This window comes from Peredibacter starrii, from assembly GCF_034259205.1.
Lineage (GTDB): Bacteria > Bdellovibrionota > Bacteriovoracia > Bacteriovoracales > Bacteriovoracaceae > Peredibacter > Peredibacter starrii.
Genome location: NZ_CP139487.1, coordinates 3,690,991 through 3,703,939 on the forward strand (window position 1 = coordinate 3,690,991; position 12,949 = coordinate 3,703,939).

The following is a 12,949-nucleotide window of genomic DNA, read 5'->3' on the forward strand; positions in this document are numbered from 1 at the left end:
AGTCAAAACTCTATCATTGATTAGAATAATTGTCCTATGTCAAAGTTGAATTGGTTGCCGGCCTCGTTATCGCCTTTCACACCAAGTCGATCTTTTCTAGGGTTAACAGGGAAACCAAACTCAAATCGTAGGACACCAATTGGTGAGAACCAACGGAATCCGAAACCATAGTTAGCACGAAGAGAATAATCGTTGTTAATACCAGGACGCGTGTCCCAAACGTTACCAGTATCGTAGAAGACAACCCATTTAAGTCCTGCTTCTTTTACGATCGGGTGTTCAAGTTCAACTGTTGTCAGGAAGCTGAAAAGACCACCGAAGTTGAACGCTTCCAACTGCTTTGTATCAGTGTTACGAGCAAGACGACGTGGACCGATATCTTCCAGGTTAAAACCACGCATGTTACGAGCACCACCCATCGAGAATCTCTCTACACGAGGAATATCACGAGATGTAGTTTTGAAAAGCTGCTGCCCGTTGACACGTGTTCTTAGAACAAGGTCCCCGATGATTGGACGGTAATAACGCCCTTCAACTTCAGCTTTCATCCAGCGCATTGTACCGCCAAGACCAGTGTATTCAAGGGCCCCGGAAGTATAATAACCATTCGTTGGTTCGAAGATGTTGTTACGTTTATCGCGAATAATTGATGCCTGAAGCGATGAGGCAGAGCCGTTCTCAACTTTAGGATCGATACCTTCGTTAATAACGTCATCAACTCTGTTGTCTTCGTAACGATAAGTTAAGAATAAACGAGTGTATTCGAAGATTGGGTGACCAACTCGAACGTCTCCCCCGTGCTTCTTATAAACGAATGAACGGATGAAGTATGAAACTGTTTGGTAGTAGTCAGCACCGGCCGTCCATTTCGTGTCGAATAGGTATGGCTCAGTGAAACCTACGTTATAGATTTGCTGACGATTCGAGTAAGAAAGGTTCATGTTGATGTTCTGACCCAAACCGCGGAAGTTGTTCTGAGCAACTGAGGCCTGAACGAAACCTTTCGTGGCAGTTGAGTAACCGGCACCTAATGAGATCTGACCCGTCGGACGTTCTTTAATTGAAACTTCAACATCCAGGACGTTATCAGTACCTTTTCTCGTAATCGTATTGAAAATAACACTTTCCTGCTGGAAGAAACCCAGACGGTTCACGTTCTCTTTCGAGATACGAAGCTTCGAACCGGAATACATCTCACCTTCGTGAATTCGAAGTTCTCGTCTGATAACCTTATCACGGGTCTTGGTGTTACCTTTCATCGTGATCTTACCGAAGTAAGCAATCACACCTTTCTCGAAAGAGAAGACCACGTCTACTTTGTTTTCACCTGGAACAACTTCAAGTGTTCGAAGTACGTTGGCGAAGGCGTAACCTTTATCCTGGTACATTTCAGTCAGGGTCTGGATGTCTTGACGAAGATTTTCTTCGTTATAGATATCGCCTGACTTAAGCTTCAGCTTTTGCATCATTTCTTCTTCAGTGAAGAGTAATTCACCGTTGAATGAAATGTTGTTTACTGAGAACTGAGGGCCCTCTTGCATACGAACCGTAATGAAGATCCATTTCTTATCTTCAGAGGCCGTAACTTCAGGGTTTTGAATATTGATTTGGAGATAACCGCGAGTCTTATAGTAGTACTTAAGACGTTCTACGTCGGTCTGGAAGTTAATCTCTTTGAAATTCCCTGATCCTGAAAGGAACGAGAAATAAGATTCTTCGCGGGTCTGCATGAAGTTCTTAAGTTCATCATCCTTAATGTCCTTGTTACCAAGGAAGGTGATTTTCTTAACACGAACTTTGTCCCATTCTTTAATTTTGAACTTAACTTCCACCGAACCATTCTGAGCATCGTTGATGGTATAAGAGGCCAGGGCAAGGAAGTACCCCTTCTCCTCGTAGTGCTTTTGAAGCAAGAGCACGTCGTTTTTAAGAGTCGAGATATCAAGGATGTTAAATTCCTTGGTCTTAATCTGCTCTTTCAAATCATCATCATTGATTTCATCGTTACCAGAGAACGTGATCTTCGAGATGATGGGCTTTTCTTTTAATTTAAAGAGGAGGATGTTTTTGTCGGCCGTAATTTTGTGATAGGCTTCTACCTCTTCGAAATACTTCATCTCATAAATACGAGAGAGATCTTTTCTGAGTAAGTAGTTATCAAGCATCATGTCCTGGCGAGTACCGATTTTTTCCAGGATCGCTTCTGATTCAACTTTTCTGTTACCAGTGAACTCAATTGAATCTACGCGGAACATCTCACGGATAGGACCAATAATTTCTTGTGCGAGAGCTGAATTAACTCCGATGAAAAAACTAAAAATGAAAAAAAGAAGCTGAGCTTTTTTCAACCCGAATATCCTTCGACTAACCATAACGCAAAAAGCTATGTAATTAATTTTATTTGCAGTCGGAAATTCTAGCCAATTATCTGACCATCTTCAATGACTATTTTGCGAGGAAAGTGTGAAGCAACTTTATCATCGTGAGTCACAACTAAGAGTGTGGCACCGAAATCAGCTGCAAGATTTTTGAGTAAGGTCGCAACCTTCTCCGAGTTGATGGAATCCAAGTTACCAGTAGGTTCATCACAAAGAAGGATCTTCGGACGAAGTGAAAGAGCACGAATGATGTTGATGCGTTGCTGCTCTCCTCCCGAGATTTCGAAAGGAAACTTCTTAAGACAGTGAGTAACTCCCAGAATTTGCGCCAATTCTTTAGCATCTTTTTCTACCGGAGCGAGGTCTTTACCACCGATTCTCGCTGGAAGAAGAATATTGTCCCAACATGTCATTGATGGCAAAAGAAAGTGAAATTGAAAAACGAACCCTACATTTGAGTTACGAAACTTGGCCATCTCCTCATCAGACATGGATGTAAGATTTTTTTGATCAATGATTACTTTTCCAGAAGTCGGGTGATCAAGGCCACCTAGAAGATAAAGCAAGGTCGATTTACCCGATCCCGAAGCACCACGGATCGCCACCAGCTCCTTCGCCCCAATGTCTAAATTAAGACCACGCAAGACCTTGGTCTTACCGAAAGTTTTTTCGACATGTTCGAGACGAATGAAACTCATGAACTAAACTCCTGCCTTAATCCCTGGATGATTGGTTTATTTCTCATCCGGAGATATCCACCAAATGCTGCAATCAGAATCCACAACAAGGATACCGCATAGACCGTGACATACGCCATAAGATCAAGTCGGATATTGAGCGAAGAGAGCACATAAATCTCTCCCGGAATCTGAAGGAACCAAAGATTTTGAAGACCCCAATTAAAAATATGGGAAGCAATATAAGCACCCACACATGAAACGGCCCAAATGATAATGACTGAGATAAACCAGAAGCGCGTGAGACTAGAAAGAGACATCCCCACCGCACGTAAAAAGAAAAAGTCCTGCGCCTTTTTCTCCATAATGTAGATCACGAAAGCGATGATATTAAAGACCGCCACCACCACGATTAATTGAAGGATAAGAGAAATGGAAAACTTCTCCACTTTCACGGCCTCGATAAGGAACGAATACTCATTCCAAAAAGGACGCACAAGATAATCTGAACTCACTTCCAGACGCAGTTTTTGTCTAGAGGCCTCGATATCATCTAAGTTTTCGAGCGGCTTATTAACATCTTTCACTGACAGGATAACCTGATTGACTTTGTTTCCAAGACCCAGGAGTTCCGCCAGATCAGCACGATTGAGATATACGAATCTCAAATCTTTTTGATAAATGCCGTGTTTAACTAACGAACTAATCTGAAATAATTTAATCGTGGGAAGTGAAGATGCGGCCTCATTTCCTCTGCCAAAGGTAAGGGCGATCTCATCCCCGACTTTTACTTTGAATTGCTTAGCAAGTTCTTCACCAATCACAACCGAGCCGGAAGGAACTTTTACTTTTAGACCTGTCGTTTTAGAAAAACTGTCCTCTTCAATTCCACGAACCAAAACACCCTTACTGCTATCTCCGTGAAGTGCGAAGGCCTCAGTTTGAATCACCGGAGTGACGGCAATGGGTTTAACACTATCGATTTTTTCCTTCAATTCAGCAGTTACCGGAAAGAAACCACGACGATTCGTCAGGATGATGTCTCCTGAAGAATGACGTAGACCTGATTTCAACAAATGATCGAAACCATCCATCAAACCAAAAGTACAAAGAATAACGGCGATAGAGAAAGTGAAACTAAAAACGGTCGCCAGCAGGATTTTTCCTGCCGAGCGACCGTGTAGAACGATTTTTAAAATCGATAGATAAGAATTCATTACTCTTCTTCAGAGAAGAAATGTTCTTTCTTAAGAAGTGGGAAAAGGATTACTTCGCGGATCGTAGGCGAGTCAGTAAGGATCATCACAAGACGATCGATACCAATACCTTGACCGGCCGTAGGTGGCATACCGTACTCAAGTGCACGTACGAAGTCATAATCTACTTCAGAAGCTTCATCGTCCCCTGCTTCTTTCGCCATTGCCTGGTCGGCAAAACGATCAAGCTGATCAGTTGGGTTGTTAAGCTCAGAGAAGGCGTTACCAACTTCCCATCCATTCATGAAGAACTCGAAACGATCTACGAACTCTGGGTTCTCATCATTACGACGAGAAAGAGGAGAAACTTCAGTTGGGTATTCAGTGATGAATGTCGGCTGAATAAGTTTTGCTTCTACTTTTTCCTCGAAGGCCAGAACCAGAAGTTTGCCCCACGAAAGTGAGTTAAGTTTCTTCGGATCCATATCGATGCCTTTTAGAAGACCTAAAAGGTGCGTGCGATCATTAACTTGATCCATCGTTGAATTTGTATACTTAGCAACCGCTTCTCTCATCGTTAGACGAGCGTAAGGGCCTTTAAGATTGATTTCGTGCTCACCGAATTTCACCACATCAGACTTGATTACGTGAGTAGCAAGACCAGTGATAAGTTGTTCAGTGAAGTCCATAAGATCGTGGTAAGTAGCATATGCCCAGTAGAACTCAATTGTTGTGAACTCAGGGTTGTGCTTAAGAGAAAGACCTTCGTTACGGAAACAACGGTTCATCTCAAATACTTTATTATATCCACCAACGATCAGACGCTTAAGATGAAGCTCAGGTGCGATTCGCATGAAGAGTTCCATATCAAGTGCATTGTGGTGAGTATTGAACGGTCTAGCTGCCGCTCCACCTGCCACTGAATGCATCATCGGAGTTTCTACTTCAAGGAAATCATTCTCGTAGAAGTATTCACGGATATAACGAACGATTTGTGAGCGCATTTTTAGTTTCGCGCGCACTTCAGCGTCCATGATCATATCCACGTAGCGCATACGATAACGAAGTTCTGCATCAGTCAGACCGTGGAACTTCTCAGGAAGTGGACGAATGGATTTTGTAAGAATAGTCAGTTCGCGAGCATTAAGTGCTAACTCACCTTTCATTGTTTTGAATACGTCACCTTCAGCGTAAACGATATCGCCAGTGTCCAAAAGTTTGTATTCAGCGAAGCCCTTCTCTGAAGTAACTTGCTTATTAACATAAAGTTGGAAACGAGAAGAACCATCATCCACTTGAAGGAATGCGGCCTTACCGAAATCGCGCACCATCATTACACGGCCAGCAACTTTATATCTTGGAGTTTCGCCAATTTCTTCTTTTGCCTTCTCGCCGTATTGCTCTGTTAAATATTTAAACGAAGTATTCGGCTTATAGCCGTTCTTATAAGGATTAGATCCTGATTCTTCGAGTTTCTTACGTTTTTCAAGACGAACTTCCATTTGTTCAGGGAAGAGTTCGGTCCAGCGGCGTACGTGTTTGTCTTTCATAATTTTTCCTGAGGAAGTTAATTTGTCGTCGTTCATAAATCATCCGTTCCTGTATCTTGTACCTCGCCTCCAAGTGATTTCCACTGGAGATAAGCTTTCATAAATTCATCTAAGTCACCTTCAAGCACGGTCTCCGCTTGGGAAGACGTGAAACCTGTACGGTGATCTTTAACTAGTTTGTAAGGGTGAAGAACATAAGATCTGATTTGAGATCCCCATGCGATATCTTTTTTCCCTGCTTCGATCTTGTCCTGAGCTTCCTGACGCTTCTTCATTTCATAGTCATAGAGACGAGATTTTAGAATCTTCATCGCCATGGCACGGTTTTGAATTTGAGAGCGCTCGTTCTGACAGGCAACCACAATTCCCGTAGGAAAGTGGGTCAATCGAACAGCAGAGTCAGCAGTGTTTACTGATTGTCCGCCTGCTCCACCTGAACGGTAGATATCAACGCGTAGATCTTTATCCAATACTTCAATTTCAATCGAGTCGTCGATTTCCGCACTGACGAAAATTGAAGAGAAAGATGTGTGTCTGCGAGCATTCGAATCAAATGGAGAAATTCGAACCAGACGGTGAACGCCAGATTCTGATTTTAATAAACCGTAAGCGTAGTTACCTTGAACCATCAGGGTCGCAGATTTAATTCCTGCAGAATCACCATACTGGAAATCAGTAACCGTGGCCTTGAAACCATGGGCCTCACACCAACGTTGAACCATACGAAGAAGCATTCCTGCCCAGTCACATGACTCAGTTCCACCGGCACCGGCGTTGATCGTTACGATGGCATTGTTTGGATCAGTCTCACCAGCAAGAAGCGCTTTCTTTTCAGCTTCTGATAAAGCGGTCTGCAATTTGGGAAACAGATCAAGTGCCTCTTGTGCTGAAGAAGCATCTCCGGCGTCACTCATTTCACAAAGGACTTCAAAATCATCCGCAAGTGTCTTCACGTTGCTGTAGAGTTTGATCACTTCTTCAATGAGAGAGCGTTCTTTTTGAATTTTGGTGGCGTTAGTTGAATCATTCCAGAAGCCATCAAGGGCCTCCAGTTCTGAAATCTCTTTTAGTCGATTTTGTTTACGATCGACGTCAAAGCGACCTCCGAATAGTTTCGAGGGTGGCCTTGATCTCAGAGAATTGAGATTTATAATCCGCTAATTTTAGAAACAGTGAGTCATCCATAAATGGCCTTTGGAAGAAATCACTGTAACAAAGGGTAATAAGCTTTGAAAAGAGGTTCTTACCCCGAATGGAGTAAGAACCTTATGAATTAATTTGCAAGATGTAGATATGGAGTCAGGATTGAGCTGAAATCTTGGCGATTATCAACCAGCGGTTGAACTGTGTTTGAGTTTCTCGGAATGTTGTCCGGATCTCTTAGAAGGTTACAGTCAAACGAAGGCGTCGTTCTGTTTTTCGCGTTTTGCTCACTGATCGCCACAAGGAGAGATGCAATTGTCTTACGGTGTGCTGGTGCTTTTTTGTCGAAGCTCAAAAGGAACTTCACGAACTTCCAGATACTACCGAAATCTTTTTCATCAGGAACTTGCTCGTACTTAATCATGTACTGATAGATTTGCTTCTGGAACTTTTTGATAATCGGATTCTTATCTTTCAAGAAGCCATCCAGCGCACCAGAATAAATCGTATAAGCATTGTTCACTTCATCCGAATCAAGGAAATTATTCCCATTGGTATCCCAACGAAGGATCGTGGTTTCAATGTGCATAAGAGCAATCATGGTCGTCATGATGTCACCCTTTGCAAATGGAACTTGTTCTTTAGCGCCATCAGAATAGAAGTTACAAGAACGAGCTGCGTCGATTGTAGTTTCTAAGAACTTCTGGGCGGCCTCATTTGGAACGAATTCTTCACAGTTTTTAGGAGCGCCCATTGATTCAAACATCAGCGGGAAATAACCGCGATAGTCCTTACAAACACCCTGCCAGAAGTTCGCTTTGAAACATTCTGGGAGAAGTCTTCCGAACTCATCTTTAGCGCATGACTTATCTTCTTCAAGATAAGTGAAAAGATCATCTTGAATGTTAAGCGCAGAGAAAAGTGTCACACCAAACTCTGTCATTTCATTTACATCAAGCTTGTTATTTGTATCTGACTGGTATTGGAAAAGTGTTCCAAGTAATGAAACGTTGTCCGCTGTACCTTCAATCTTTCCTGGAAGGATAAGATCCATATCAATCAGTTCTTGCTCGAATTTTTTAAGCAGGGCCTGCATTTGCTTCTGATCCATTGAGAAGCCGCCAACTGCGTCAGGATTCGGGCTTGGACTACCATAAACCTGGAACACAAGTTTGATGGCATATTCAAATAGAGCAATTTCAAACACTGCGTCCGCATTACGACGGTAACCGCGAGTGTAATATGGGGCCAGGAACTCCCCTTTCATGAAACGGTATTTCTTCACAATTCTTTCGAACTGATCAAGCTCTTTCTGGTGCTCAGGATAAGTGTGGCGATATTCATCGAAGTCAATCGCTACCGGCTGAGAACTCTCCAACTGAACCTTGAACTTGTCATAGATTCTGTGGAAGATCGTACCACTCTGAAGAAGCGTTTTAGCGTGAGCGAAAAGGTTCTTTAATTCGATACCTTTCACTTCATCCGCGTTACCGTTCATCAAAATCTTTTTACCTTCAGCAATCAGACTGCGGTACTTCTCAACATCGAAATCTTCTTTATTAACGAACTCTTTAATCGCATCGTAGGCCTGATCCATTGTAAATAGAACTTCCTGATCGCGGTTATTCAAATCACCTTGAGTCACGATGTCGTAAAGGTCATTTACGTCACGTTTTAGAAGTTGAAGGATCGACTCCTGATTCAGAATAATGTACTTGTAGCGAACAGCATCCAGACCAATCAAAAGAAGGTGGTCAAAGTTAAGGATAAGCTTCTCTAGTTCAATGTGAGTTAAGTGATCTTCGTCACCACCAAGCATAAGCTTCTTAACAAAAAGAACCTTCTTTACACCTTCGATGTCTTCACGTGTATCTTCAGTCGTGAAGCTTTCTAGGAGATCCATAATGTTTAGCTTATGGATATTTCCGCCACGATCAGATTTAAAGATTTTACGAAGTGACTGAACGATCGCCTTGTTGGCAGTTGAAACTCGGTCACGGTGGTTTTGGTGAAGAGCATATGTAACTTCAGATTCGTTCTGAAAAATCGGTCCGAAGTTTAAAGAGGCCTCACGGTTAAATACCACGGCAAAGTTAATGACCTTATCTACTGTTTCTTTCGAAATATAATCAGGATCTTCACCCGCAATTAAGTGACCAAGGTCAAATACGGCCTTAAGGGCCTTCACTACTTCCGGCTGAACGTCTGGACGGAAAACGCGAAGATATTCTTCCAGTTGAACTCGAGATAAGTGACCTGGTTTTCCAGATTTTACCACGCGGATGAACAAGTGAAGGTTTTCACCAAGACATTGAATCTGAGACTCAATGTTTCTATTCATGATCTCTGAAAACTCATTCATATCGAGTTCGCAGTTCACTTCGAATTGAGATGTCGAAAGCTCTTTCTTCTTAACTTTACTGCCTAATAAATCTCCGCAACCACTAAGTGAAAGCATCAATACAGCAAGCAGAAGAATGAATTTCATCTTAAAAAACATATCTTAGTGCTCCAAAAACAGCGTCATTGTTCTTATAGGGAGACCAGTAAGACTTCCCGTCACCTGGTGTTCCAATCATATTCACGCCAAAATTCATAAGTAGTTCTTGAGTGACTTTATAACTCGCTCGGAGCATGACCAGACGATCAGTCGTCAGCATGTCGAACTTGCCATCTGCCGAAAGAGTCAGGAAACGGCCAAAGTTTCGAGAAGCAAAAATATTAACTGCCTGGTTCCAACGTGGATCTAAAGCGAGATCGTCTTTATCTCTATCGAACGGGCTCAAACGAGCAACGTAGTTCATAGCAATAGTGTAAAGATCGTTCGATCTAGAGATACCACCACCAACGTAATCTTCACGACGCTTTTGGTTTTTGATCTCTGTATACTTCACATCTTCCTGAACATCAGGATTCGTCTGAGGTCTTACTGCAATACCAGAAACGTACATTTCAAAATCGAGGTTTCTGTACTTCAAAGTCGAACCGTATACATCGTGGTAATAGAACTTTGGGGCGACGTTGGCGTTAATAACTTTTCCAACGATATCCACGTTTACATCTACGTCGGCCGTAAGTTGGTTCTCCGGCTTACGCATAATAAATGTGTCCGCTACCCAGTGCTTTGATTCGTAACCAAGATTGGCACCAATTGTATAACGATAAATCACTTCATTAATTTGTGGGTAATCAACATCATAGTTGATCTTCATCGGAACACCCTGATAGACCGTGCTACTTGCAGGAGGATCTGCCCATGGGCTTCGAGAAGTGATTGTTTTATCTTTCTTATCGATATCAAGAGGTGGGTTCGTTTCAGGAACATAAAGACCTGAAAGGAAAGTTCTGTATCTCATACCGTTTGAAGATTTTCTTTCGTAAGCAAGACCAATGAGACCTTCTTGACCTGGAAGAAAATAATCAAAGTTACGACGGTTATTAACTTTACCGAATCCCCAGACTGCATCCACGGTTGACCACGGAACAATCTGACGACCAACTTTTAGTGAATCTTTCGATGTAAGATTTCCACCAACATAGGCCTCTTGAAGAGAGTACTGAGTTAAGCTTTGATCGTTAACTTGTGCCGCTGCTGTGAAGCGAGTTTCTAATCCACGAGTGTATGTTGTGTTGTTGTTCTTATAATAATCAAATTCAAAGTCTGCGTTATAACGGTTACCTGGAACGTTACCAACATTACCGTGGGCCTGGTTACTCATGGCACCTAAGTGGCCATTAATATAGGAATTAGTCGCCGCGTGACCCATACTAGTCACTAAAATCATGCTCCCTAATGTCCAGTTGCGATAGCTTCTAAGCACTGAGTAAACCTTCCTTAAACAAATATGATTACTTACATTATCCCTAAAATTTAAACTTTCTATTTACGCATTGTATCAAGGCAAGACCTATCACTCGCCTCACTGTGTAAACCTTACCTGCCCCTGTCACCACAGCAGTCACCTGTAAACAGTTCAAAAGACAGAACTTTTTATTTGCCCAGGATTAAGTAAGGGAATACTATGCGGCTGACCTTTTCACTCAAATAAAGGAAAACCTCTGATGAAAAAGCTAAGTACTGGAATTTTAATGGGTTTTTTCGCTGTTATGGGTCTTGCCCATGCAGATAGCAGCCGCTACCACCCAAATCACCTCTTCGTAAAAATGAAGGCCGGTGAATCTCTTGTTCAATCACCTCTTATCAAAAGCTCTAAGAAACTATTTGGAAGCCTATACCTTGTTAAAACAACAAGCGCTGACAAATTGGCCGAAACTCTAGCATCTGATGAGTCAATTGAATACGTTCAAAAAGACTTCTATGCTGGAAAATCAGCAATGCCTAAGCACGAAGTTCTAAATGAAGGTGGCCTTCTTATGAAGCAACTTCAAAATTTCGACTTTTCTGTAACTTTCAACGATCCATATACAAGCAGACTATGGGCCTTCCAAGCTAAAAATGGTCTAGATGTTATTGGTGCTTACGATTCACTTCCAGCTCGCGCTCCTCAACAAGTAATTGTTGCTGTTGCTGATACTGGTGTTGATCATAACCACGAAGATCTTAAAGATGTTATGTGGACAAACTCTCGTGAAATCCCAGGTAACGGAATCGATGACGATAACAACGGTTATATCGATGATATCCACGGTATCAACACTCTAGTAAGAGATGCTCAAGGCCGTGCGACTATGAATACAATGGCGTCTCACTGGCACGGTACTCACGTTGCCGGTACGATCGCAGCTACTCAGAACAACGGTGTAGGTATTTCTGGTGTTGCTAACAACGTAAAAATCATGGCCCTTCGTGTAGTTCCTGACGATGCGGACGAACTAGATTCAAACATTGTCGAAGCTTACCTATATGCTGCTAACAACGGTGCTAAAATCATCAACTGTTCATTCGGTAAGAAAAATAACGAAGGTGGAATGGTTGTTAGAGACACAATCAACAAGATCGCTTCAAAAGGTGTTCTAGTTGTTGTTTCTGCTGGTAACGATTCATACGGTCCAATGTCTTGGCACGATATCGATGCTAACCGCAAATACCCTGCTTCTTTCGATTCTCAAAACATGATCGTTATCGCTTCTACTCAAGCTGATGGCGCTATGTCTTCTTTCTCGAACGTTGGTAAAATTGGTGTAGACGTTGCTTCTCCAGGATCAAACATCTACTCAACAATCAACAACGGCCAATACTCAATGGCATCTGGTACATCAATGGCGGCTCCGAACGCTTCTGGTGTGGCAGCAATGGTTCTTGGATACTACCCACAAATCAAAGGTGTAGGTCTTAAGAAACTTCTTATGGACACTGTAACTCCAGTTCCAGCGTTCAAAAATCTAACTGTTACTGGTGGTCGTTTAAATCTTAAAACGGCACTTGAAGCAGCTAAGAAAGCAACTCAAAGACGTTAATTAAAAAGAAAGGGGCCTTAACGGGCCCCTTTTTTTATTTCACTAATTTTATCTAATCCAATCTTCTCCCACTTCTCCATCAACTTTTCTTCCACTCGACTGACCTCATGATCGTACCCCATGAGATGAATCATTCCGTGAATCATGAGATGGATGAATTCATCCCAGTAGCCGATCTTAAATTCCTTCGCCTGACGTTTGGTTTGTTGGTGGCAAATGGCAAGATCACCTAAAAAGAGTTCCGGCATTTTGTATGAGGCCTTTCGAAGATCCTCGTGGGCCGGAAATGAAAGCACATCTGTGACTTTATCTTTATGACGGTGCTCACGATTGAGTTCACGGATTCGAGCATCACCACAAATCATGAGGGAAACCTGAACCGTCTTTACTGATTTGAACTTTGCCTTAGGAAGAACTCCCTCTTGAAAGAGATATTCCAGGGCCTCTGAGGCATAATTCAACCATTTTGCGAGCTGTTTCTTGTCGGAGTCACTCAACTTAACTGTAGAATGATAATCGACTTGTAGGAAAGGATGTTTCTTCATAAAGGCCATGTTATCCTGTAACAGAATCTTCTGCAATATAAG

At 42.3% G+C, this 12,949-nt stretch carries 9 protein-coding genes; 1 reads left to right on the forward strand and 8 read right to left on the reverse strand.

Annotation, left to right across the window (positions count from 1 at the left end):
• Nucleotides 1–20: 20 nt before the first annotated feature.
• From bamA to SOO65_RS18490, 7 genes are all read right to left on the reverse strand, one after another.
• A complete protein-coding gene (gene bamA, locus SOO65_RS18460; RefSeq protein ID WP_321393923.1) occupies nucleotides 21–2,348 on the reverse strand; it encodes an outer membrane protein assembly factor BamA in 2,328 nt (775 codons plus the stop codon).
• Between the two features lie 68 nt (nucleotides 2,349–2,416).
• A complete protein-coding gene (locus SOO65_RS18465) occupies nucleotides 2,417–3,076 on the reverse strand; it encodes an ABC transporter ATP-binding protein (RefSeq protein ID WP_321393925.1) in 660 nt (219 codons plus the stop codon).
• Nucleotides 3,073–4,272 (reverse strand): ABC transporter permease, encoded by a 1,200-nt coding sequence (locus tag SOO65_RS18470; protein WP_321393928.1) that lies wholly within the window; start codon nucleotides 4,270–4,272, stop codon nucleotides 3,073–3,075. The genes SOO65_RS18465 and SOO65_RS18470 overlap by 4 nt, the downstream gene beginning before the upstream one ends.
• A complete protein-coding gene (gene lysS, locus SOO65_RS18475) occupies nucleotides 4,272–5,801 on the reverse strand; it encodes a lysine--tRNA ligase (protein WP_321393930.1) in 1,530 nt (509 codons plus the stop codon). Before lysS ends, SOO65_RS18470 begins: the two co-directional genes overlap by 1 nt.
• A 32-nt stretch (nucleotides 5,802–5,833) precedes the next feature.
• Nucleotides 5,834–6,986 (reverse strand): peptide chain release factor 2 gene (gene prfB, locus SOO65_RS18480; protein WP_407676974.1). Its coding sequence is split into 2 segments (ribosomal slippage): nucleotides 5,834–6,904 and nucleotides 6,906–6,986, totalling 1,152 coding nucleotides; the frame shifts between segments, so codons are not numbered across the junction.
• An 88-nt stretch (nucleotides 6,987–7,074) separates the two neighbouring features.
• Nucleotides 7,075–9,432 carry a hypothetical protein gene (locus tag SOO65_RS18485; protein ID WP_321393932.1) on the reverse strand — a complete coding sequence of 786 codons (2,358 nt, stop codon included), beginning with the start codon at nucleotides 9,430–9,432 and terminating at the stop codon, nucleotides 7,075–7,077.
• A 1-nt stretch (nucleotide 9,433) separates the two neighbouring features.
• The gene (locus SOO65_RS18490) at nucleotides 9,434–10,729 is read right to left on the reverse strand and encodes a hypothetical protein (protein ID WP_321393935.1); all 1,296 of its coding nucleotides are present in this window, start codon (nucleotides 10,727–10,729) and stop codon (nucleotides 9,434–9,436) included.
• 277 nt (nucleotides 10,730–11,006) lie between these two features.
• On the opposite strand from SOO65_RS18490, the gene SOO65_RS18495 reads away from it, so the two are divergent.
• Complete coding sequence (locus SOO65_RS18495) at nucleotides 11,007–12,362, forward strand: S8 family peptidase (RefSeq protein WP_321393938.1); 1,356 nt, start codon at nucleotides 11,007–11,009, stop codon at nucleotides 12,360–12,362.
• A 17-nt stretch (nucleotides 12,363–12,379) separates the two neighbouring features.
• On the opposite strand, the gene ybeY is transcribed toward SOO65_RS18495, so the two are convergent.
• Nucleotides 12,380–12,907 (reverse strand): rRNA maturation RNase YbeY, encoded by a 528-nt coding sequence (gene ybeY / locus SOO65_RS18500; RefSeq protein WP_321393940.1) that lies wholly within the window; start codon nucleotides 12,905–12,907, stop codon nucleotides 12,380–12,382.
• Between the last annotated feature and the right edge of the window lie 42 nt (nucleotides 12,908–12,949).

Coding starts and splice junctions, on each gene's coding strand:
- SOO65_RS18465 (WP_321393925.1), bottom strand. CDS start 3,076: ATGAGTTTCATTCGTCTCGAACATGTCGAAAAAACTTTCGGTAAGACC.
- SOO65_RS18470 (WP_321393928.1), bottom strand. CDS start 4,272: ATGAATTCTTATCTATCGATTTTAAAAATCGTTCTACACGGTCGCTCG.
- SOO65_RS18490 (WP_321393935.1), bottom strand. CDS start 10,729: ATGATTTTAGTGACTAGTATGGGTCACGCGGCGACTAATTCCTATATT.
- SOO65_RS18495 (WP_321393938.1), top strand. CDS start 11,007: ATGAAAAAGCTAAGTACTGGAATTTTAATGGGTTTTTTCGCTGTTATG.
- ybeY (WP_321393940.1), bottom strand. CDS start 12,907: ATGAAGAAACATCCTTTCCTACAAGTCGATTATCATTCTACAGTTAAG.
- lysS (WP_321393930.1), bottom strand. CDS start 5,801: ATGAAAGACAAACACGTACGCCGCTGGACCGAACTCTTCCCTGAACAA.
- SOO65_RS18485 (WP_321393932.1), bottom strand. CDS start 9,432: ATGAAATTCATTCTTCTGCTTGCTGTATTGATGCTTTCACTTAGTGGT.